The organism is Acinetobacter sp. COS3, from assembly GCF_000475335.1.
Lineage (GTDB): Bacteria > Pseudomonadota > Gammaproteobacteria > Pseudomonadales > Moraxellaceae > Acinetobacter > Acinetobacter venetianus.
The window spans coordinates 151,922-174,853 of the sequence record NZ_AXCD01000012.1 but is presented as its reverse complement, the minus strand read 5'-3'; the positions used below and the strand labels follow the sequence as shown (position 1 = coordinate 174,853).

25 protein-coding genes are annotated in these 22,932 nt (G+C 39.1%); 12 read left to right on the top strand and 13 right to left on the bottom strand.

What is annotated here, in order from left to right; all coding sequences use genetic code 11:
• Window positions 1–11: 11 nt before the first annotated feature.
• A complete protein-coding gene (locus IO68_RS24205; protein ID WP_007478968.1) occupies window positions 12–257 on the bottom strand; it encodes a SlyX family protein in 246 nt (81 codons plus the stop codon).
• A gap of 32 nt (window positions 258–289) precedes the next feature.
• On the opposite strand from IO68_RS24205, the gene IO68_RS24200 reads away from it, so the two are divergent.
• Complete coding sequence (locus tag IO68_RS24200) at window positions 290–2,191, top strand: ATP-binding cassette domain-containing protein (RefSeq protein WP_004876685.1); 1,902 nt, start codon at window positions 290–292, stop codon at window positions 2,189–2,191.
• A 40-nt stretch (window positions 2,192–2,231) separates the two neighbouring features.
• Here IO68_RS24200 and IO68_RS24195 read toward each other — a convergent pair whose 3' ends face one another.
• Both IO68_RS24195 and IO68_RS24190 read right to left on the bottom strand, forming a co-directional pair.
• The gene (locus IO68_RS24195) at window positions 2,232–2,777 is read right to left on the bottom strand and encodes an O-acetyl-ADP-ribose deacetylase (protein WP_031234780.1); all 546 of its coding nucleotides are present in this window, start codon (window positions 2,775–2,777) and stop codon (window positions 2,232–2,234) included.
• A 133-nt stretch (window positions 2,778–2,910) separates the two neighbouring features.
• Window positions 2,911–3,453: a DUF4334 domain-containing protein gene (locus tag IO68_RS24190; RefSeq protein WP_023013204.1), complete on the bottom strand. Its 543-nt coding sequence runs from the start codon at window positions 3,451–3,453 to the stop codon at window positions 2,911–2,913.
• 210 nt (window positions 3,454–3,663) lie between these two features.
• On the opposite strand from IO68_RS24190, the gene IO68_RS24185 reads away from it, so the two are divergent.
• Entirely contained in the window at window positions 3,664–4,599 is a 936-nt protein-coding gene (locus tag IO68_RS24185) for a lauroyl acyltransferase (RefSeq protein WP_023013203.1), read from the top strand.
• A gap of 265 nt (window positions 4,600–4,864) precedes the next feature.
• Here IO68_RS24185 and IO68_RS24180 read toward each other — a convergent pair whose 3' ends face one another.
• On the bottom strand, window positions 4,865–5,974 hold the full coding sequence (locus IO68_RS24180; RefSeq protein WP_023013202.1) for an endonuclease/exonuclease/phosphatase family protein: 1,110 nt from the start codon (window positions 5,972–5,974) through the stop codon (window positions 4,865–4,867).
• Window positions 5,975–6,163: 189 nt separating this feature from the next.
• On the opposite strand from IO68_RS24180, the gene asd reads away from it, so the two are divergent.
• The 5 genes from asd to truA all read left to right on the top strand — a co-directional run bounded on the left by asd (window position 6,164) and on the right by truA (window position 12,015).
• Window positions 6,164–7,282 (top strand): aspartate-semialdehyde dehydrogenase, encoded by a 1,119-nt coding sequence (gene asd, locus IO68_RS24175; RefSeq protein ID WP_004876674.1) that lies wholly within the window; start codon window positions 6,164–6,166, stop codon window positions 7,280–7,282.
• A gap of 142 nt (window positions 7,283–7,424) precedes the next feature.
• Entirely contained in the window at window positions 7,425–8,822 is a 1,398-nt protein-coding gene (locus IO68_RS24170) for a FimV family protein (RefSeq protein ID WP_023013201.1), read from the top strand.
• 83 nt (window positions 8,823–8,905) lie between these two features.
• The gene (locus IO68_RS24165) at window positions 8,906–10,189 is read left to right on the top strand and encodes a hypothetical protein (protein WP_023013200.1); all 1,284 of its coding nucleotides are present in this window, start codon (window positions 8,906–8,908) and stop codon (window positions 10,187–10,189) included.
• A gap of 44 nt (window positions 10,190–10,233) precedes the next feature.
• Entirely contained in the window at window positions 10,234–11,208 is a 975-nt protein-coding gene (locus IO68_RS24160) for an asparaginase domain-containing protein (protein WP_031234779.1), read from the top strand.
• Window positions 11,209–11,217: 9 nt separating this feature from the next.
• Window positions 11,218–12,015 carry a tRNA pseudouridine(38-40) synthase TruA gene (gene truA / locus IO68_RS24155; RefSeq protein WP_023013198.1) on the top strand — a complete coding sequence of 266 codons (798 nt, stop codon included), beginning with the start codon at window positions 11,218–11,220 and terminating at the stop codon, window positions 12,013–12,015.
• Between the two features lie 54 nt (window positions 12,016–12,069).
• Here truA and IO68_RS24150 read toward each other — a convergent pair whose 3' ends face one another.
• A complete protein-coding gene (locus IO68_RS24150) occupies window positions 12,070–13,077 on the bottom strand; it encodes an AraC family transcriptional regulator (protein WP_023013197.1) in 1,008 nt (335 codons plus the stop codon).
• A 230-nt stretch (window positions 13,078–13,307) separates the two neighbouring features.
• On the opposite strand from IO68_RS24150, the gene infA reads away from it, so the two are divergent.
• Window positions 13,308–13,529, top strand: a complete 222-nt coding sequence (gene infA, locus IO68_RS24145) for a translation initiation factor IF-1 (protein ID WP_001284370.1) — start codon at window positions 13,308–13,310, stop codon at window positions 13,527–13,529.
• A 61-nt stretch (window positions 13,530–13,590) separates the two neighbouring features.
• On the opposite strand, the gene IO68_RS24140 is transcribed toward infA, so the two are convergent.
• Window positions 13,591–13,962, bottom strand: a complete 372-nt coding sequence (locus IO68_RS24140; RefSeq protein WP_026094231.1) for a lysozyme inhibitor LprI family protein — start codon at window positions 13,960–13,962, stop codon at window positions 13,591–13,593.
• A gap of 162 nt (window positions 13,963–14,124) precedes the next feature.
• On the opposite strand from IO68_RS24140, the gene IO68_RS24135 reads away from it, so the two are divergent.
• On the top strand, window positions 14,125–14,514 hold the full coding sequence (locus IO68_RS24135) for a hypothetical protein (protein ID WP_023013196.1): 390 nt from the start codon (window positions 14,125–14,127) through the stop codon (window positions 14,512–14,514).
• A gap of 49 nt (window positions 14,515–14,563) precedes the next feature.
• On the opposite strand, the gene leuB is transcribed toward IO68_RS24135, so the two are convergent.
• From leuB to IO68_RS24110, 5 genes are all read right to left on the bottom strand, one after another.
• Window positions 14,564–15,643 carry a 3-isopropylmalate dehydrogenase gene (leuB, locus tag IO68_RS24130; RefSeq protein ID WP_004876664.1) on the bottom strand — a complete coding sequence of 360 codons (1,080 nt, stop codon included), beginning with the start codon at window positions 15,641–15,643 and terminating at the stop codon, window positions 14,564–14,566.
• A 45-nt stretch (window positions 15,644–15,688) separates the two neighbouring features.
• Window positions 15,689–16,264 carry a hypothetical protein gene (locus IO68_RS24125; protein WP_023013195.1) on the bottom strand — a complete coding sequence of 192 codons (576 nt, stop codon included), beginning with the start codon at window positions 16,262–16,264 and terminating at the stop codon, window positions 15,689–15,691.
• Window positions 16,265–16,405: 141 nt separating this feature from the next.
• Window positions 16,406–17,053, bottom strand: coding sequence for a 3-isopropylmalate dehydratase small subunit (leuD, locus tag IO68_RS24120; RefSeq protein WP_023013194.1), 648 nt, complete (start codon window positions 17,051–17,053; stop codon window positions 16,406–16,408).
• A gap of 12 nt (window positions 17,054–17,065) precedes the next feature.
• On the bottom strand, window positions 17,066–18,484 hold the full coding sequence (leuC, locus tag IO68_RS24115; protein WP_007479101.1) for a 3-isopropylmalate dehydratase large subunit: 1,419 nt from the start codon (window positions 18,482–18,484) through the stop codon (window positions 17,066–17,068).
• 213 nt (window positions 18,485–18,697) lie between these two features.
• The gene (locus tag IO68_RS24110) at window positions 18,698–19,396 is read right to left on the bottom strand and encodes a hypothetical protein (RefSeq protein WP_023013193.1); all 699 of its coding nucleotides are present in this window, start codon (window positions 19,394–19,396) and stop codon (window positions 18,698–18,700) included.
• A 160-nt stretch (window positions 19,397–19,556) separates the two neighbouring features.
• Between IO68_RS24110 and IO68_RS24105 the strand changes: the two genes are divergently transcribed.
• The gene (locus tag IO68_RS24105) at window positions 19,557–19,775 is read left to right on the top strand and encodes a DUF2061 domain-containing protein (RefSeq protein ID WP_019385749.1); all 219 of its coding nucleotides are present in this window, start codon (window positions 19,557–19,559) and stop codon (window positions 19,773–19,775) included.
• A 117-nt stretch (window positions 19,776–19,892) separates the two neighbouring features.
• Complete coding sequence (locus tag IO68_RS24100; RefSeq protein WP_023013191.1) at window positions 19,893–20,756, top strand: LysR family transcriptional regulator; 864 nt, start codon at window positions 19,893–19,895, stop codon at window positions 20,754–20,756.
• On the opposite strand, the gene IO68_RS24095 is transcribed toward IO68_RS24100, so the two are convergent.
• Complete coding sequence (locus tag IO68_RS24095; protein WP_023013190.1) at window positions 20,753–21,502, bottom strand: hypothetical protein; 750 nt, start codon at window positions 21,500–21,502, stop codon at window positions 20,753–20,755. The two genes, IO68_RS24100 and IO68_RS24095, sit on opposite strands and share 4 nt — an antisense overlap.
• Window positions 21,503–21,600: 98 nt before the next feature.
• On the bottom strand, window positions 21,601–22,251 hold the full coding sequence (locus tag IO68_RS24090) for an HAD family hydrolase (protein WP_004876649.1): 651 nt from the start codon (window positions 22,249–22,251) through the stop codon (window positions 21,601–21,603).
• A 183-nt stretch (window positions 22,252–22,434) separates the two neighbouring features.
• Between IO68_RS24090 and IO68_RS24085 the strand changes: the two genes are divergently transcribed.
• Entirely contained in the window at window positions 22,435–22,911 is a 477-nt protein-coding gene (locus tag IO68_RS24085) for an RNA pyrophosphohydrolase (RefSeq protein ID WP_004876647.1), read from the top strand.
• Window positions 22,912–22,932: the final 21 nt, after the last annotated feature.

Sequence of the window (22,932 nt, the reverse complement as noted above, 5' to 3'; positions counted from 1 at the left end):
CTTGCCATATATTAATAATGCGGTGGTTTATTACTCATCGGATCAAAAGGTGCAATTCCTTCAGATAAATCGGATGCTTCAACACGTTGATACAAAATTTGCATTTGTTTTTTTAAATCAGCTATTTCTTTGGTCTGAATTGCCAATTGTTGATTTAACTGTTCAACTAAATCATCTAAAAATGCAATTCGGACTTGCAAATCTTCAATGGGTGCGGAAAATGACGCGTGATCATCAAAATTATGTTGTTTAGTCATTTCAGACCTCATCTGAACTTTTAGGAAACATTATGGCCTATATTACTTTAAGGGATGTCCATCTCGCATTTGGCGGACCTGCCCTACTCGACGGCGCGCACTTTAATCTAGAACGTGGCGAGCGAGTCTGTTTGATTGGCCGTAATGGTGAAGGTAAGTCTACTTTATTAAAACTGATTGAGGGAAGTTTATTGCCCGATACGGGTGAAGTTTCGATTCAAAATGGCTTAACTGTTTCAATGTTAGCCCAAGATGTGCCAATGGATTCAGGCAAAGTAGCTGATATTGTTGCTGACGGCGCAGGCGAAGCTGCAACAGTACTCAAAGAATACCATGAAGCAAGTGATGCCTGCGTACTCGGCGATATGGAAGCCTGCGATCGTATGGGTATGTTGCAACATAAACTCGATCAGCTTGATGGTTGGGCGCTTGAAAACAAAGTGAATACCATCTTAGGTAAAATGGGACTTGACCCAAATGCCGATTTGGCAGACCTTTCAGGTGGTCGTAAGCGCCGTGTGCTACTTGCACGTGCCTTGCTGACTCAGCCAGATGTCTTACTACTCGATGAACCAACCAACCATTTAGACGTTGAAAGTATCGAATGGTTAGAGAAATTCTTGCTCGATCAAAACAATCTCACATTACTATTCATTTCGCATGACCGTTCATTTGTTGACAGCATCGCAACACGTATTGTGGAGCTTGATCGAGGTATTTTGCGTGGTTACGAAGGTAACTATTCACGCTATCTCGAACTTAAAGCACAACAAATGGAAGCAGAAGAAAAACAAAATGCTTTATTTGATAAAAAGCTAGCAGAAGAAGAAGCATGGATTCGTCAAGGCATTAAAGCGCGCCGTACTCGTAATGAGGGACGTGTTCGCGCATTAAAAGACCTACGTGAACAATCTAAAGCTCGTCGTTCGCAGCAAGGCAAAGTAACGATGGCGGCACAAGAAGCCAATCGTTCAGGAAAACTCGTTTTTGAAATAGAACACTTAAGTGTCAGCTATGATCATAAACCATTGATTAAAGACTTCTCTGCAATTGTACTTCGTGGCGATCGTATTGGCTTAGTTGGTGATAACGGTGTCGGTAAAACCACCTTGATCAAAGCGATCTTAGGTGAAATCGAGCACGGTGGATCAGTAAAAACAGGCACACAACTTGAAGTCGCCTATTTCGATCAATTACGTAATGCACTCGACCTTGAAAAAAGTGTCATGGCAAACGTTTCGGAAGGTTCTGATTACGTTGATGTGAATGGAAACCGCCGTCATATTTATAGTTATTTGCAAGACTTTTTATTCTCTCCTGAACGTGCACGTACGCCTGTTAAAGCACTTTCAGGTGGTGAACGAAATCGTATTTTATTGGCGAAACTGTTACTTAAACCATCAAACTTAATCGTGATGGATGAGCCAACCAATGATCTCGACATGGTGACTTTAGAGCTGCTTGAAGAATTACTTTCAGAATACAAAGGTACGCTATTACTGATCTCGCATGACCGTGCATTTATGGATAATGTCGTGACTTCAACATGGGTATTCGATGGTAAAGGCAACATTGACGAGTACATCGGTGGTTACCAAGATTACTTGGAGCAACGCCCAGATCAGAAAGTCGTAGATCAAAAAAGTGATGTAAAAAAAGCTCAAGCCAAAGCAGAAGCTGCGGCGGCAACAGCTGCGCCTAAAAAAGTAAAACTCAGTTATAAGGATCAGCGTGAGTTAGAACAACTTCCAGCTGAGATTGAAAAACTAGAAACTGAACAAACTGAACTATCAGAAAAATTAGCAGATGGTTCATGGTTTGTTTCGGATGCGAATGCCGCAACTTCAGCAAGTCAACGTTTAGCAGAAATCGAAGAATTATTGCTAGAAAAATTAGAGCGTTGGGATGAGTTAGAAAACGCATCTAAAGGATAATTAAATCATCAGGCACCTATCATTGAGATAGGTGCTCGATTTAAATTACTGCAATGTCATCTAATTTCAGTGCATTTTTGATTACTTGATACATATTAAAATTCTCATCATCAAAACAAACAAATATAACCTCTTCTACACTTCGTCCATTTCTAAGCTCATCAGCAATGCTTGTAAATGCAATCTGTGCGGCAAGCTGTTTAGGAAAACGATATATACCTGTTGAAATATTTGGAAAAGCGATAGATTTAAGTTCCAAGCTTTCAGCCAATCTAAAACTATTCAAATAAGCATTTTCCAATAATAAAGCCTCATCGTGCTGTCCATCGACCCAAGTCGGTCCAACGGTATGAATGACATATTTCGCAGGCAAATTTCCCGCTGTCGTCATCACCGCTTCACCAACAGCACAACCTCCCTGCTTTGCTCTTATTTTTTGACAATCTGCCAAAATCGCTGCGCCACCTTTACGATGAATGGCACCATCCACACCGCCACCGCCTAAGAGAGAAGTATTGGCTGCATTCACAATCGCCTCCACAGCAATTTGAGTAATGTCATCTTTTATGATTTTTATCGTTTTCAAGATTTGCTCCCGTTTTGTAGTCATTGATATATCGACAAAAAGCATGCGCTTTATCTTTTTAGATTTAAAAAGTGTAAGTACAACTTGATCTCAGATTCAATTTGCAAAAGATAAATCCTCACAGAGAGTTAGATTATTCAAAGCCAAGCGAACTTTGATTATCGCGTTGCAGAATAAAAAAATAGGGCTGAGCTTGCTGTTTTAGATCCATCCAGCCTAATACGGTATTCTCATCTATTTTTCGAAACACATCGTGAATGGGCTTTTCATCATAAATCATTGTTGCCGATATTGTCCCTCGAAACTCAGTCATTCTTAAACGTGCTTTACTGTCTTTAGTTTTTAATAGTTTCAAAGCACCAGCTAGATACTTACTGTTATTTTTCAGAAGGCTAAAATCAATATTTAGAGGCAACCATTTCGGATCAAGGAAAAATAATGCTGTTTTCTTCGTATTGAGTATCACTAGCGGATATACCGTTTCCTGATCAATAAATAGCTTCCCATACCAGCTTGCCAGCTCCAATAGTCCATTCATCGGATGACCTGTTACTACCTCAAATCCTTTCCAGCGACCATACATAAATGAACAGTCAACCCCATCTAATTGATCATAAAACTCAATCATTTTCTGAACATCGACTTTCTTTCCTTGTGATATTTCCTGAATATTCATCATCCTTTCCCTTTTTTGTTTTATTGATCCTCAACTCAATCTGGATTGAGTCTGATGTGATCTGCATTGTATTACAGCTAAAATAAAGGCAAAGAACTTATCATTCAATTTCCGCCGAGTAGCAACCGAACAAAAACTTGTTGGCATATTCTCAGGCTCACTTCATGCTACACTGCTGCAAAATTTAACATCATCCACGCATCTAAGTTTATGAGTCAAAAACAGCCTTATATTCCTGGCGAATTTCAATGGGAGTTTTTACTTCCTAAATATTGGAAAATTTGGATCGCCATTACTTTTCTTATGTTATTGGCAATTTTGCCATGGGCAATTCAATGGCGATTGGCACATGGTTTGGCAACATTATGCTGGCATTTACTTAAATCGCGCCGCAAAACGACACTACGAAATTTAGAGCTTTGCTTTCCTGAATGGTCAACTGCTGAAGTTGAAGCACAAGCAAAGCAAGTCTTTGTCGATATGATGTTAGGTGTATTTGAAACCTTAAATGCTTGGTATTGTCCAAAATGGTTTAAAGGACGACATAGCATTGAAGGCTTAGAACACATTACAGAAGCCAAAGCACAAGGCAAAGGAATATTACTGTTAGGGACACACAGTACGCTGCTCGATGCAGGGGGTTATATATGCGCACAATATTTTGACCCTGATGTGGTTTATCGTCCGCAAAATAATCCGATGTTGGATATGCTGATTTATCGTTGTCGTGCCACGATATACCAACAACAAATTGATCACGATGACATGCGCGGCTTAGTCCGTCGTTTAAAAGATGGTGGCGCGATTTGGTATAGTCCTGACCAAGACTTTGGCTTGAAACAAGGGGTTATGGCACCATTTTTTGGTGTCCCTGCGGCAACTGTTACCGCACATCGCCGTTTATTAAAAATCTCAAAAGCCGTTGCGATCCCACTGTATTTTTATCGTTATGGTGATATTCGCAATCCAAAATACAAAGTACTGATTGAGCCTATGGTTGAGAACATGCCAAGCGAAGATGAGGTTGAAGATGCCATTCGCGTCAATAAAATCATTGAAGCGCAGTTACGTATCGCACCAACACAATGGATGTGGTTTCACCGTCGTTTTAAAACGCAACCTGAGGGCTATGAAAAGATCTATTAAAAAATTAAAACCCGAGTTTCGCATCCTACGAAACTCGGGCAAATGAGGTTGTGCTTTCACATTTTTTATTATCTTGCGTCCATCGCATGCATCATATCCATAATGCTTTTCCATCTCAGCGCTAGCTATCCATAGATCGGAATTCCATTCCTGCTTCCCTGTGCTGATGTATTTAGAATAAACCTTTTGGTCTTACTGGGCTATTCGCTGTAGGACTAAATCCATGTACGATATTGCTTACATCAAGGCTGTTTAATCAGCTAGCTTATTTATAAGGCTGTGCTAGCTCATCAACAACCATTTTTTCTTGCTTTTCGGCCTTTTCAATACCCTCTTGAATAGCATCTTCGGCTTCTTCAGCATCAGATGGTGTTTCGTCTAGTGATTGCTGTTGTTGTTCAAACACCTTACCTGTTTGCAGTACCACATAAATCGGAAAGTGATCCGAACCTATATGAGACAAGCGTTTCATTTCAACCAAACCAAAATCAGTACTATGAAAAATATGATCTAAAGACCATCTTAGTAAAGGATAATCCGCATGAAAGGTATTCATAAAATATCGACCAACACGTGGATCAAGTAAGCCGCTGATGCGTTGAAATAATCGCGTTGTCCTAGACCAAGCCACGTCATTCAAATCCCCCATCACGATACAACTTTCATCTAAATCTTTAATTTGATCCCCAACGATTAATAATTCAGCATCTCGCAAAGTTGAATCTTTCGCTTCAGTGGGGCTTGGTGGCTTAGGATGTAAACAATAAAGTTGAACTTGTACCCCTGAACGCAACTCTAAACAGGCATGTATTGACGGAATTTCATCGCTTAAAATAAATTTAATTTCTGATTCCAACAAAGGAAGCCGACTATATAAATGCATTCCATATAAATTATTTAATGGGACTGCAACTTTATAGCGATACTCTTGTTCTATAGGCTGCAATGCTTTCTGCCACAACTCATCTGATTCAAGCGTTAATACAATATCTGGTTGTAACTGGTAAATATGCTGGAGCAGCAATTCATACTTATCATTTGGTGTAAGCACATTCGCAACCAGCAACGAAATCTGCTGTGATTCATTTAACTGCTGTTTAGTAACGTGTTTAACTTGTTTTTTCCAAATCGGCGTATAAGGCAAAACCATTTTTAATTGGTAAGCAACAGCCGCAATTAACCCAACTAATAATAGCTCTCTGAATAATGTCCACTCGGACTTAATCAACAACAAGCCAAGTAATGTGACTAAACCCACTGCTAATATTTGTAATCTTGGAAAATCAGCTCCTCGAAACCACCATTCATCTCGAGGAATCAGTGACCATAAACTCAGCCAAATAACTACTACTGCACAAATCTCAATCCATATCATGTTAATTTTACTCTTGAGGATAGAGGGAATTTATTAATAAAGTTATGGCTTTATCAATTTTGTATCTAATACAAACAAGTTATTCCACTCAATTAAATTATCGTTTTATTTACGTAAAGCTTGCAGTTGTGGTCGCTTTTGATACACTCAAACCCCTTTAAAGTTTTTTACATACCGAGGCACAATGACATGAAAGTAGGTCTGGTCGGTTGGCGTGGGATGGTTGGTTCTGTCCTGATGCAACGTATGGTTGAAGAGAATGATTTTGCTCATATTGAGCCATTCTATTTTTCTACCAGTAATGCAGGTGGCGAAGCACCTTCATTTGGTGGTAAGACTGCCCCAGCACTTATGGATGCAACAGATATTAAAAGTCTGAAGCAAATGGATGTCATTTTAACCTGTCAAGGTGGCGACTACACATCTGAAGTTTTTCCAAAACTTAAAGCAGAAGGTTGGGATGGTTACTGGATTGATGCTGCATCTACATTACGTATGGATGATGAAGCAATTATCGTTCTTGACCCTGTCAACCTAAATGTCATCAAAGATGGTTTAGTGAATGGCACTAAAACTTTTGTTGGTGGTAACTGCACAGTCTCATTGATGCTGATGGGCTTAGGTTCTCTATTCCAAAACAATTTAGTGGAATGGGCAACTTCGATGACATATCAAGCAGCTTCAGGTGCAGGCGCGCAAAACATGCGTGAACTCATCACAGGTATGGGCTACTTGTATAACAATACTAAAGAATTACTAGATGATCCAAAGTCTGCAATTCTTGATATTGACCGTCAAATCGCAGATTTGCAACGCGGTGAAGGCTTCCCTAAAGCGAACTTTGGTGTACCACTCGCTGGCTCGTTGATTCCTTATATCGACAAGCAACTCGAAAGCGGTCAGTCTAAGGAAGAATGGAAAGGTCAAGTTGAAACCAATAAAATTTTGGGCAATCAACAGATCGTTCCTATTGATGGTCACTGTGTACGAATCGGTGCGATGCGCTGTCACTCTCAAGCAATTACATTAAAATTGAAAAAAGATGTAGCACTTGATGAAATCGAAGACATGATTCGTAGCTCTAGCCAGTGGGCTAAAGTTGTTCCAAATACACGTGAAGCGTCGATGACTGATCTTACTCCTGTTGCCGTTACTGGTACTTTAACTGTACCTGTAGGCCGTCTACGCAAGTTAAATATGGGTAAAGAATATTTAGGTGCATTCACAGTGGGTGACCAACTGCTTTGGGGTGCTGCAGAACCTTTACGCCGTATGCTACGTATTTTGGTTGAATACAAGAACGCGTAAGCAAAAATTGATAGAAATCAAAAGCCGATCACATTTGATCGGCTTTTTTTATGTAATCAAACATGAAGAATTTACAATTCATTTACATCACGGTAATGTATACTTTTGAACTGACTATAACATCACTTTTTCATGGATCGAGATGACTGTTTATAACAAATTAAAAATTGCCATTTTAACCATCTTATCTTCGCAACATCTTTATGCAATTACGCTCGATCCTTTACAAATCCAGTCTGCACCTGGCGAATTACTTTATGCCGAAATGAGTTTTCATCAGGCAGATCCAAATGCAAAATTAGAAGTCAGCCTAGCAACACCAGAAGACCTCGTTATGATTGGTGCAACTCACCAGCCACCATCAGCACTGAATTTCTTTACCCGTCGAAATAACCGAGGCGAAGGTGTCATTGTCATTACCTCTTCTCGTCCTATGACAGATGCTGAACTCAATATTATTATTAAAATACAAGAAGATGGTGCATCACATTTAAAGCACATTAGACAACCAATTCGATCAAACATACAAAAAGTTCAAGCAGCGGCAGTAAGTAATGAAAAAGCGTTAACGCCTAAGTTTATTGTGAGTGAAAAAGATATTGCTCTCGATTTACCTGAAAGTACTCGTTTTAACACCGCATCAGTAGCGACTAAAGAGCCAACTCTAAAACAAGAGAAACTTTTAAATGCTCCGTATGAACTTCCTCCTACTCTAGGTACAGATAATTCAGAAACTATTTCAGCAACAGCTGTTTCAGTTGTAACAGCGCCAACAAATGAACAAGCATCCACAGAAAATACTCAAATACCAGTAACAAATTCTTCTGAAATTGCATCTCAAACATCAGGTGACTCACAAAAAGATGAGCACAATAATGCTTTCGAAGATTCGGTCAAAACTGAAGGTGAAACAAGAAAAGTCCAAAACACTCAAACAAAGCAAAAAGAGACAACAACTCAACAGACCGTAAAAGACAACACCCAGTCTAAAAGCAAGACCTCAAATAAGTCATCATCTACTTCTAATCAAACAAAACAGAAGCACACAGTTCAACAAAATGAATCTTTATGGGGTATTGCATATAAAATATCGAACCAAACCAATCAATCAGTTACTCAAGTCATGAAGCAGATTAAAGCGCAAAATGAACACGCATTTATTGGTGGTAATGCAAATAGACTTAGACAAGGTGCACAATTAAATTTTAACCTCAACTCTATTCCTAGTCGCACAAATCAAACAGCAACTCAAATACCTAGCACGACCACAGGCAAAACAAAATATCGCCTACAACAAGCGGAAATGTCACTGGTAGCTGAAAGCAATCAAGATTCAAGCACAGGAAGTGCGAAAAAAGACACATTACAACAAAAAACCAGTACTGACTTATCATTAAAAATTATGACAGCTCGGGAAAAAACCGTTACATTACAACGAAACGTAACGCAGTTAGAGTTGGCACTACGTCAGAAGGAACAGCGAATTCAACTCCTAAATGCTCGACTTGCCGAGCTACAAGAAAGATTGAAAGCGCAGTAGGAAACTAAAAAGCCAACACACTGAGTTACGAGAAGATTCTCATAAATTTGCAAAAGCGGCTCTATCTTTAAGGGGTATAGATCATGTCAACTATAATAATTGTACTACTCGTCATTGTATTGGTAGTCGCAATCGTTTTAAAGAAACGTGGAGATCATCAAAATTCCGCCACTCCTAAAAAAGGCGCAGCAAATAAAGCGACTAAGAAAAATACAACAAAGCAAAATGCCCCCTCAGCATTAAGTCCCCAAGAACCTATTAAACAAGTCAAACCGACAACTGCCGTACCAGACACGTTTAAAGACAAAATTGAACAACTCATTCAAACGAATAACTATCAAGCCGCCGAAGCACAAATTAACCATGCATTGAATACAGACGACTCGCAACATGAGCTGTATCTATTTTTATTAGATATTCATATTGCGCAGAAAGATGATTTTGCGATTAATCAGCTCATCAAGTATGTACATGAGCTTGGTATCAATGACATTACAAAGACAGCTGAAGCTAAAAAAAGTGAATACGAAAAAAATAAACAACCAGACTCAATTGATTTTCATTCAAATACCAACAACTTTAATCAACGTCCAACAACGACCGACGCAGCTGCACCACAAAATAATACAGCAGACTTTGATGCCTTAGTTCAAGCACCGTCAAATCAATCTTTTGATGACTTGCAAACTGAATACGTCGCGCCAGTCGAGGAAGAAAAACCTGCTGAACCTACACCAGAGGTTCAACCATTAGACTTTAATTTCTCTTTTGAACAGAAAGAAACGCAAGTTCTAGAGGCATCTCCTAGCCCTACAGAACCAGAGACTACAGAAGTTAAAGAACAAACCCCTCTTGAATTTTCTTTTAGTCTAGAGCCAAATACAGCGACTCCAGAAGCAACCAAAGTTGAAGAAGCAGATAAGACTGAATCAGATTTCAACTTTTCTTTAGAAACCTCGCCTGAGCCAGCAAAAGCACCTAAAGTAGAAGAAGCTCCTAGTCTAGACTTTAGTTTTGAACCAACGACTCAAACACCAGTAGATCAACCAGAAACTCTTGCAGAGAAAACAGAATTTTCGTTTGACCTTGCTGAACCAACGCCAGTTGCTGCGGAACAGACTACAGAGCTCACAACATCAGAACCCGCAACACAAGTCTCGTCTGTTGTTAGCAACGATCCGCTTGTTCAATCATTCCCTGATTTGCAACAACTGAATGAAGCTCAACTGAATTTAGATTTAGCTGAGCAATATATCGAATTAGGCGCTTACGAATCTGCTCGTACTTTATTACAAAACAGTCAGTCTATTTTTGATGCTGATCAACAACAAAGCTCAGAAAAGTTACTGAATAAAATAGCTTCCTGAATTTGATCAGTCTAATATAAGCAGTCTCTAAGACTGCTTTTTTTATGATGAAAAAAATCGCTTTAATCTACATGGGTGGAACTTTTGGCTGTGTTGGCGAACCACTCATGCCAATGCCTGAACAGCATTTTTTACCTTTACTCGAAAAGGTTATTCCGCCACATTTAAATGTAGACTGCTTTGCAGCACCAAGTATCAAAGACAGTAGTGCTTGTACAGCTGTAGATTGGCTTCCTCTCATACAACAAATACAACAACTGCAATTGAAGGATTATCAACATTTTGTGATTATTCACGGTACAGATACGCTCAGTTATGCAGCAGCGACCCTTGCGCGCTTCTTAGCTCACTCTTGCCATGCCATCATCACAGGTAGTCAATATCCTCTACTTAATATCGATGGTAACGATACCAGAGAATCCACTGATGCAACTGGCAACCTTTATTTAACCTTAGAACAGGTGCAAGTACTTCCAGCAGGAGTATATCTTGGATTCAATAACCAAGTTTTCCATGCTCAAACCACACTTAAAGTTCATACTACCGATTTAAATGCATTTGCTGGAGTTGATGCAAACCTAGATTGTAAGACTGCGACCAAAACGCTCGTTGTACAGAATGAACATATTGAAAAAGCCGCTCATTTAAGTGTATTCAATCTAATGCTTCAACCGATTGGACAACTCCAATTACAACAACAACTTGAAAATATCTTATCCAATCCTCCTCACTTTTTAATCTTACAAGGATTTGGTACAGGCAATATCGCAATCAATGATCAACTCATTACATTATTTGAAGCTCTATTTAGCAAAGGATGTATTTGTATCATTAGTTCTCAAGTCACTTTTGGACAATTAGATCAACGTTATGCGATTAGTTCTTGGGTAAATACAGCGAAAGTTTTGGTCAATGATTGTCTAAGCCATGCTGATTTATATGCAAAAGCGCTGCAAATGTATTTAAAATACCCATCCCCTGATCAACGTTTTGATCAATGGAATCAGCATTTATCTTGAGGTTCAAATATGCAACGTTATGCAATCGGTATTGAATTTTGCGGTACTCAATACCGTGGTTGGCAAACTCAACAAGCTGGCGTTGTAAGTGTGCAAGAAACCATTGAGAAAGTCCTCAGTAAAATTGCTAATCAACCGATTATTGTTCATGCTGCTGGACGTACCGACGCTGGGGTTCATGCGACCAACATGATCGCTCATTTTGATACAGAAGCTATTCGACCAGAGCGCGGCTGGATGATGGGGGCAAACAGTCAGTTACCGAAAGATATTTCAATCCAATGGATCAAACGCATGGATGAAAACTTCCATGCCCGATTTAAAGCGACTGCTCGACGTTATCGATATATTGTTTATAACGCACCTCATCGCCCTGCCCTGCTATATAAACAGGTCACACACATCTATTCGGAACTTGATGTTGATAAAATGATTGCAGCCGCATCTAAGTTTGAAGGTACACATAACTTCGAGTCATTCAGAGCTGCTGCATGTCAATCAAATCAGCCCGTTCGCCATGTTAAGCACTGCCGCTTATTCCAACATGGTCGTTATTTGGTCTTAGACATACAAGCAGATGGCTTCTTACATCACATGGTTCGAAATATCATGGGATGTTTGCTTGAAATTGGCCAAGGTATGTATGAAATTGAACACATTGATACCATGTTTGCAGCGCAAGATCGTAAAGCTGCTGGCGTTACTGCACCACCTGATGGCTTATACTTCATCCAGTGCTATTACCCTGATCAATTTGAATTGCCTCAGCCACCCCTTGGGCCACAATGGTTAAATTTACCAGAATAAAAAAAGCCTTATCAATAACGATAAGGCTTTAGAATTCCTATACTCTTATTAGTATTAGCGTTGCTTTCGTTTACGATATTCAACTGGTGTTTCATTCGTCCAACGTTTAAACGCTCGGTAGAACGTACTTGGTTCAGAAAAACCTGTTAAATATACAATGCGCTCCACACTTTCATTGGTATTTGCCAATAACTTTTTCGCTAAACGACAACGATAGTCCGATAGAATTTGCTGAAAACTAGTATTCGCTTCGCTTAACTGTGTTCTTAAACGGCGTGGCGTAATACTAAGTTGTGCAGCCACTGTTTCTAACGTTGTCTCACCACTTTCAAGTGTTGAGCCAATGGCACGTCTCACCTCACCCACTAAATCATAACGGGCCAATTCTTGCAGCTTTTCAATTGCAAGCTGCTCATGTAATTGTAGTAATTCAGGTTCAGCCTGCCATAAAGGATAGTCCAAAACTGCCATATCAAAATATAAGCGCGTTTCTCTCTGACCTAAACTAACTGGACATCCATAAACACGGAAATACTCGTCATCATCCGCACCCTCATTGAAATTAAAATCAATGAAAATCGGTTGAAACTGACCTTCCGTAATAAATTTAAAAAAACGTAAGATTCCTGACATCGCACATTCAGAAAAATGGCGATTCACTAAATTATCAGACCAGTACTGTTCGCCATTACTTAAATAACAACGCCCATCTTCGATCACCAACTTAGCGTCAAAAGCATCACTAATTAACCGCTGATAAGCCAAAGCTCGCTTGAGCCCCTCACCAAAAGTCTCACTACTGATAAACAAATGCTCGATCACTTGACCACGATACAGTGGTAAATGCTCACCTAAATGCAAACCGATATCTGGGTCATTGCTCACTTCCTGTGCCGCAATCCAGAATGCATTTTGTGCACTCAGTGGGGTTCTTGCATTTGTATCAACTTGATTTAGTGCAACACCTGCTTTTGTTAGAATCTCTTCAGTTGGTAATCCTGCTTTACGAATTGCCTGATAACCAAAGCGCAATACAACTGATGCATCTGTTAACTGACCCACGCAGTGCCCTTCCCTGTAGATACGTTATTGTGACAATAAACAATAATTTTAGATTAACGTTGATTGACCAAACTGACAACACTATTCTGCTTCTTTTGTTAAAAAAAAATGAGGATTGTCTGACAGTTTTTTCCAATTCATCTGTACAAGCTTTGCTAAGAGAGCGTCTTGTAAATTTCAAATAAATTGACTATAATTTGCGCCTTTCCAATTTGATCATCAGGTAGGCTATGGCCAATAAAGAGGAACTCATTGAGTTCGAAGGCGTTGTCACCGAAACGCTTCCTAATACGATGTTCCGTGTACGTTTAGAAAACGGTCACGAAGTTATTGCACACATTTCTGGTAAAATGCGTAAACACTATATCCGTATTTTGACAGGTGACAGTGTTAAAGTTGAAATGACACCTTATGACTTAACTAAGGGTCGTATCACTTATCGTGCGCGCTAAGTCAGATTAGTGAATGCAAAAAAGCCACATGATTGTGGCTTTTTTTACGCTTATTCTTAAATTATTCGCTCAGACGTGTGGTTTTACACCCTACAGTTTGGCACTCGCGTAGGCGCTCTAATAGCCAATGGTTGCGCTCCTGAGTTGTAGTCAAACGACATTCCACATCAACGCTGTTTTGCTGCGAATCGGTACAACTTGCATCCCGATGGCGTATCCAAGCCAGCTGCGACTTTTTTAGAATCTTTTGTTGCGTTTCATTGAGATGTTTGCGTAACTGCTGATAATTCTTATTTAAGTCAGCATCAGCACTGGCATAAATCTTATTAGTACAGTAAATATCATCATAAGTATTACGCGCTTTATCACAATTATCTGCATAGCTTAATGTCGCAACGACATAACACAAAAGACCAAGCACTATCTTATGCATCAAATTTTCTCGATAACTTAATTATGCGACATATCTAATCACATTTTGTTATGCTTGAACATTACTCAGAAATAGACAAGTTTGTATATTTTTGTTTCCCGATTAGAATAGTGATCGATTATAATAAATTCAAAGATTTATTTTAGAAATAAAGGAATATTCATGCGGAATTATAAATTTTATATATTATCTATAGCGCTTGTTTTACAAGGCTGTGCAACCCCTGGCTGGCGCTCGGTTCAACTACAAGACTACTTACAACCTTATATCGGTCAATCTGCAGATAACATTCAGCAAAATCTTAATCTCAAGAGCCTAGGCTTCCAAACTCTAAAACAGTCAACCAAAAATGACCAGCAGTTAGTTTTTACCGTACTTCGTCCAATTAATATTCCTATTCCAATGAATATGGGAACTTCAGATGGTTCTCGCCTTTCAACAGGTACGACATATAGCCAATCTTACGATGTCAATTTTTACTGCCATATTATTTTTGAGCTTGATCAGCAACAAATTGCACGTTCTATTCGTTATGAAGGAAAGGCCTGCTAACAACAAATAAAAAATGCAGCACACGCTGCATTTTTTATAGATCAGATTTTTAGCCTAACACAGCAACAACAGCATCGCCCATTGCATCTGTACCGACTTTGCTCATTCCTTCTGACATAATATCTGCTGTACGCAAACCTTGGTCTAAAACTTGACCTACTGCATCTTCAATCGCTTTTGCCGCAGCTTCTTCACGGAAAGTATAACGTAACATCATCGCAACAGATAAAATCGTTGCAAGTGGGTTTGCAACATTTTTTCCAGCGATATCTGGAGCTGAACCGTGGCAAGGTTCATACATACCTTTACCATTTTCATCTAAAGATGCTGAAGGTAACATACCAATTGAACCCGTTAACATTGCTGCTTCGTCAGACAAGATATCGCCAAATAAGTTACCTGTTACGATGACATCAAATTGTTTTGGTGCACGAACAAGTTGCATTGCTGCATTATCGACATACATATGTGAAAGCTGAATATTTGAATACTGTGCTTGCTGTAAATCAGTCACTGTTTGCTTCCAAAGCTCAGTAACTTCCAATACGTTTGCTTTATCGACAGAACAAACTTTTCCACCACGTAAGCCAGCTAATTCAAAAGCAACTTTAGCAATACGTTTAATTTCACTTTCTGAATAAACGTCAGTGTTATAACCTTGCTTCTCACCGTTTTCTAATTCTCGGATACCACGTGGTTGACCAAAGTAAATACCACCTGTTAATTCACGAACAATCAAAATATCTAAACCAGCAACAACTTCTGGTTTTAAGCTCGAAGCATCTGCCAATTGAGGATAAAGAATCGCTGGGCGTAAATTTGCGAATAAATTTAATTCACTACGGATTTTCAACAATCCACGTTCTGGACGAATTGAACGTTCAATCGTGTCCCATTTAGGTCCGCCTACAGCACCCAATAAAATCGCATCTGCTTTTTGAGCTTGTGCACTTGTCACTGCTGGATATGGTTCACCATGGGCATCAATTGCTGAGCCACCCAGTAAACCATGTTCCCATGTCAAACCTAAATTAAATTTATCATTGACCTTTGTCAGTACTTTCTCAGCAGCACCAACAATTTCAGGACCAATCCCATCACCCGCTAAAATTAAAATATGTTTTGACATCTACTTTTCCAATTTCATCCACACAGCATTCAAGCTGCTATTTGATTAAATCTTTTTTTCAACAAATTCGCCCAAACCTGTCTTTACATCATACGGACGGCAGAATCGACGAATCATGCGCTCTTCTTGCAATAGATCAACACACAAAGGATCTGGAGCTGATGCATTAAGCAAGTTTTCTACACGATTTGCTCTATCTCGGTACATTTTAAAGGTATAGCGTGTACGTGGTTTAAACGCATGGATGATATGAAAAGTTTCAGCACGATCTGGGGAAATTGGATAAAAACGAATAACAACTTCATATTGCTTAGCAGGCACACTTAAGTAAACCTGTTGATTTAGACTTAAAATCGAACCATGCAATCGAACAATGCCTTTTTCTATGGCTTGTTGGCTTACACGATGCGATTTAGCATCAATCACACCAATATCATTAATTCTTTCGAATTCACAATTATCCACGCCTGAACAATATAAAGTCGCATTGTTCGCTTTGTCTTCTAATGTATTTTGTGCAATACGAACTTGGTCAACCACAGTCGTTGTGTTTTGACACGCAGTTAACGTTGTACCGACACTTAAACACAGCAAAATACTGCGAGCGAGTTTTGTTTTCATTATTCAAGCCCAGTCCTCATATTATGCAAACAAATCTTCTTCGCTAGCATGTTAACAAGAGTTCAATCTCTGCGCTACGGCTATGTTTAAAATGTCCCTCGACATTTAGTCATGTTTACATTAAAAAAATGTAAGTGAGACTTAAGCTTTGATATCCTTAAATACCCAAGGACGTGCTTGTTTTGCTTTTTCCTCAAAAGCACGGATGTCATCCGCAGCTTGCAACGTCAAACCAATATCATCCAAACCATTGAGTAAACAATGTTTACGGAATGGATCAATTTCAAATTTAAATGCTTCGCCTTTCGGTGTACGTACTTCTTGTGCATCTAAATCAATCGTAAGCTGATAACCTTCTTGTTCGCACTCTTTAAACAACTGATCAACGGTCTCTTCTGACAAGATCACTGGTAACATGCCATTCTTAAAGCAGTTATTAAAGAAAATATCAGCAAAGCTAGGTGCGATCACGGTACGGAAACCGTATTCATTGAGTGCCCAAGGTGCATGTTCACGACTTGAGCCACAACCGAAATTGGTACGAGCCAATAAAATGGTTGAACCTTGATAACGTGGTTTATTCAAAACAAAGTCAGGATTCTTTGGACGCTTACTAATATCTTGTCCTAAATAACCCTCATCTAAATAACGTAACTCATCAAATAAGTTATCGCCAAATCCCGTGCGTTTAATTGATTTCAAAAACTGCTTCGGAATAATTAAATCCGTATCGACATTGGCACGGTCTAAAGGCGCAACAATACCTTGTTCTACAGTATATTTTTCCATGACTTTGCTCCCTTAGAATGAACGAACATCAACAAAATGACCTGCAATCGCCGCCGCTGCCGCCATCGCTGGACTCACTAAATGTGTACGCCCACCATTACCCTGACGACCTTCAAAGTTACGATTTGAAGTCGATGCACAATGCTCACCTGGTTGTAATTTATCTGCATTCATCGCCAAACACATTGAACAACCTGGTTCACGCCATTCAAAACCTGCCTCTAAGAAGATTTGGTCTAAACCTTCATTCTCAGCTTGTTGTTTCACTAAACCTGAACCCGGCACGATCATCGCTTGTTTAATACTTGACGCGACTTTACGACCTTTCACAACCTCAGCAGCAGCACGAATGTCTTCTATACGAGAATTGGTACATGAACCAATAAACACGCGGTCTAATTGGATATCAGCCAATGCTTGACCTGCAGTTAAGCCCATGTATTGGTAAGCACGCGTCCAATCATTACGCTGCACATCATCTTTTGCTTGTTCTAAAGTCGGAACAGCTTGAGAAACAGGAATTACCATTTCAGGTGAAGTTCCCCAAGACACTTGTGGTTCGATCTCTGCACCATTCAATACAACAACCGCATCGAATACGGCATCTTCATCTGAATGCAACGTATTCCAATACTCGACTGCTTGATTCCATTCTTCGCCTTGTGGCGCATAGTTGCGGTCTTTGACATAAGCAATCGTTTTATCATCTACAGCGACCATGCCCACACGTGCACCCGCTTCGATTGCCATATTACATACTGTCATACGCCCTTCAATCGACATATCACGGAAGACTTGACCACCGAACTCAATCGCATAACCAGTACCACCCGCTGTACCAATCTTGCCAATGATTGCCAAAACAACATCTTTTGACGTGACGCCTGTACCCAATACACCATCAACACGCACTAACATGTTCTTAGATTTCTTTTGTACTAAGCATTGTGTTGCCAATACATGCTCAACTTCAGATGTACCGATACCATGTGCTAAACAACCAAAAGCGCCATGTGTTGCTGTATGTGAGTCGCCACAAACAACGGTCATACCAGGTAAGGTCAAACCTTGCTCTGGCCCAACTACATGCGCAATCCCTTGACGAATATCGTTGATACCAAACTCGGTGATATTAAAAGTTTTACAGTTATCATCTAAGGTTTGAACTTGGATACGTGAGGTATCATCTTCAATCCCTGCAATACCTTGTTCACGTTCCTTTTTAGAGGTAGGAACGTTATGATCTGGTGTTGCGACATTAGCGTTTAAGCGCCATGGTTGACGATTGGCAAGCTGTAAGCCTTCAAATGCCTGAGGACTTGTGACTTCATGTAATAAGTGACGATCAATATAAATCAAGCTCGAACCATCGTCGCGCTGCTTTACTAAATGGTCATCCCATAATTTGTCATACAATGTCTTGCCTGCCATGTCATCGCTCTCCATCGTGCTTGTCATTGGACTGGGTATTCTTAATCTTAAATTGATTATAGCAATCGTTTCACATAAATCTAATTTATCATTTTTATAAATTAATAAACTTTTAGGAATACATAAAACAGTTTTAAAAATTTAGCTATCAACTCATTAAAAAGCAACAAAACAAGTTAACCAACAGAAGAGGTTAACTTTAATTAGAATAAATTATTCAACATATACATCTGACAGTTTAAATTCGGGATAAACCTCCAGCAATTTAAAGCAGTCATGAATTCCATGACAGTATTTCCCGTTTAAATAAACTTCACCATATGAATGCTCAAATCTTAATTTTCCACGTCTGAAGAAGAAGATTCGTTGCAAAGCAATAGTATTTTGAGAAAAACCGATATCACCTAATAATTCCTTATCAGCACGAACCAATCCCCAAAACAAAGGGATACATAGCAGTTGAATAATGAAATATAGGATCAAAAATAGCTTAGCTAGCAGCATAGCTAAAGTAATGGCAACTGATGAACCTCCAAAAAGTAAACTAAAAGAGATGACTATGCTTAACCATATTAATATTGGAAAAATAATAGCTATATCTAATAAGGAATACTTGAATCCATAGCCCATCCAAGCTGGAATATGAAGAATTGCCGTTTTAAGATTTAATAACGCATCAATATGATGCCGTAAAGAAACATCATCATAGGCATATGTTACAATTCGAACAAGACTTCCCTCTTCAAAAAATAATTCCTGAAAATTTCCCTGAAAAATGTATCCATTTATCTTGCAAGTGAACTTTTTACTTTTTACATAACGTGCACGATAGCTCATCATATCGAGTTTTAAGTGGCTTGGTTGAATTGATAAATCTTCAACCAATCCCTCTATGGTTATAATATTTTCCATATAACTATTTTATTTACAAAAAATAAGCATCTTTATCCCCTACTTTTCATTCTATGTCAGCGATTGTTTTAATCAATGTGGTTTATCACAAATTTCTTTTTTACTTTTTAAATGATAATGATTATTATTTATATAAATAAGATTTAAGATGGTGACAGCGATGGCAAATATTCAGCAATTCGTGATTAACAATCAACGAACTTTAAAAAAAACGTTAAGTTACTACTTCATGCATATCACAGTAGCAATGCTGGTTGCCTATGTTGTAACAGGAAATCTGATCATGGCAGTGACTTTGAGCTTGCTTGAACCTACAGTACAAGCCTTTGCATTCTTCTTCCATGAAAAAATTTGGAATAGAACTGAGCAAAAAGCCTAACTTTTAATTATACATATACAGCTTAAACTATATTTGTTCAGCGCTTTTACCTAAAATAGTCAGCTATATATGTCTCAGAACAAACATCTAAATTTTAATGATTTTCGAGTCTAAACTATGAATCTTGCCGCTTTTGAAGCATTTGTTAAAGTGATGGAAACGGGTTCAATTTCCATTGCTGCCGAACAGCTATTCATTACTCAGCCAGCGGTAACGAAACGGATTCATAGTCTAGAAGATTATTTTGGTGTGAAATTATTTGAATCCGCAGGCCGCGGTATTCAACCAACTCATGCAGCGCATTCTTTACTTCCAAAAGTAAAAACTTGGCTCAATGAGCTCGGTGAAATCCACCACACACTAAGTCATGAACAAACACAGGTACAAGGTCGTTTAAAGATTGGTACAAGTCATCATATTGGTTTGCACCATCTCGCAGAGCCACTAAAAGCTTTCGTACAGCTCTTTCCTCAAGTCACTTTAGATGTACATTTTGTTGATTCAGAACAAGCACATGAACAGGTACTTGCAGGTGAATTAGAACTTGCATTTCTAACCCTTCCACCGACGGGAGATGATCGACTTAATTATTTAACCATTTGGAATGACCCTTTAGTTTTTGTTGCATCACCATTTCATCCACTCTCGCAACAAAGCAACCTTACATTAGAAGACTTAATTGCTTATCCGAGCTTATTGCCATCAGCGCATACTTATACCAGTCAAATTACGTTAGCTGAATTTGAAAACAAAGGGCTAAAGCCTAAAATCACCATGAGCAACAATCCCTTAGAATCAATTCGCATGTTGGTTTCGATTGGTCTGGGATGGTCAGTTCTACCAAAGACGTTACTCAATCAGGATTTGAAACAGCTCGATTTACAATTAAATATGAATCGCCAACTGGGTATGGTTTGGCATCCTGCACGTATTCAATCTAAAGCAGCAGAAGAACTCATTCAAATGATGCAAAAAGATTAATCGCCTCCGCAACTGCTACAACTACTTCCACAACTTGAAGAAGACTGAGCTTGTTGGTATTTAGAATAGTCTTTGCTCATTTCATCCAAGTCAAAGTATTGACCATCAACCCAACCTAAGGCTTGATCTATCACGAACAAACGAGGTATGACAGCACTATGCTTGGGTTCGAACCCATGTAATTTACAGCTTATTTTCCATGATTCGAATAACTGTTTTTGCTGTTGTTCTGATTCAGTATTTAAATGATATGGATTGTGATTGAGGACTCGGCCAAGTGTTGCGCGACATAAATGCTGATACTGCTGAGGGAATTCCAACATGACATGCCAAAGTGCATCAACCGCATTTGATGGCATTGCATAAGCTTGCTTTTGCATAACATGCAGCGCCAAATAATCCTTAAAACCCACTTCTATTAATTGTTGTTGTTTCAAAGTCAGCTCAGGATGAGACTGGCGAAGTTTATTCCAAAAAATCGGCTCTATTTTTAGTTGTTCAATCTTCTGTAATCGAGCGCGTTGAGATCGGGTAAGCAATGAAATATTGATAACAAGCACACACCAAAGTATTGGAATAATCACCCAAGCTGTCCAAAATTGCTGCTGCCACGCATACATCAATCCGAATATGATAAAAGGTAAAATGATCCAACGTGTTTTTATAATCGGCTGTTGTCTTTTTAATCTCAGCAATTCGCTGAGTTGATTGGAAGTTTGTGCTTCCTGATTTATTTTTATTTTCATACTGACATCTTAAAATTTAAAAGTGACATTTATATGACAAAAAAACCTCCCTGACGAAAGGGAGGTTTTAATAATTCATTCAAATTATGCTGACTCAGTTAGATTGACCAATCTTGAATTTCCCAGCCCTGTTCTTGCGCGAGTTTTTCCAAACGGTCATCTGGGTTCACCGCAATCGCATGGGTCGCGTATTCAAGTAAAAAGCGATCATTGATTGAATCTGAATAAGCCCAAGACTCCTCAACGGTACGGCCAGCTAGCCATTGATCTAATCGCGTCAATTTGCCTTGTTGATAGCAAGGCACACCTGTGACTTTTCCCGTGTATTGCCCATCAATCACTTCTGCACTAGTCGCAATAATTTCAGTAATCCCAAACTCACGGAAAATAGGTGCTGTAATAAAGTCACTCGTCGCAGTAATCCCGACAATCGCATGACCTAAGTCTTGATGTTTTTTAATTGCATCAAAACCTTTAGGTCTCATTTTCGGGCGAATGACTTTTTGCATAAACAGTTGATGTAACTCAGTTAAGTACTGATTGTCATGCTTGGTTAAAAACTCAAAAACAAATTCATTATACGCAATTGGGTCAAGTTGCCCTGCTTTATAATCTTCATAAAACTTGTCATTCATTTGACGATGATGAACTGGATCAACCAAACCCTCATTGACCAAAAATTCACCCCATGAATGGTCAGAGTCAGTATTTAACAGCGTATGATCTAAATCAAACAAAGCCAATTGCATAGAATTTCTCGTTTAAACTGAAAATTAAGAAAAAAAATGTAAATCTATCTCCGCTAGTCGATAGAAATTCGTTAAGATCATAGCAATTTTAAACATTTTACTTTGACCTTTTTCGAGTTGGACGTGAAGAGTGACTGTCCCCGAGATCAAAGTCAACGATATAGACAAAATTTAGGTAGCCAAATGATCGACTCAGAAGGTTTCCGACCCAACGTCGGGATCATTTTGGCAAACGATGACGGACAAGTCTTATGGGCAAAGCGCATTGGTCACAATGCTTGGCAATTTCCACAAGGAGGTATCCAGTTTGGAGAAACCCCTGAACAGGCACTTTATCGTGAACTGAGAGAAGAAGTCGGCTTATTGCCCGAACACGTCCAAATTATAGCGCAAACAAAAGGTTGGCTGCGTTATCGTTTGCCACATCGATACATTCGGTCAGATTCAGATCCGGTATGTATTGGACAAAAGCAAAAGTGGTTTTTACTGAAGTTAACGGCATCGCCTCATCATATTCAGTTAAACCTATCAGACCCACCCGAATTCGATGAATGGCAATGGGTGAGTTATTGGTACCCATTGGGTCAAGTGGTCAACTTCAAACGTGATGTTTACCGCAAAGCCATGATGGAATTGTGTTTACAATTACCTCAGCGTTAATTGTCGTAGAATCATCATTTT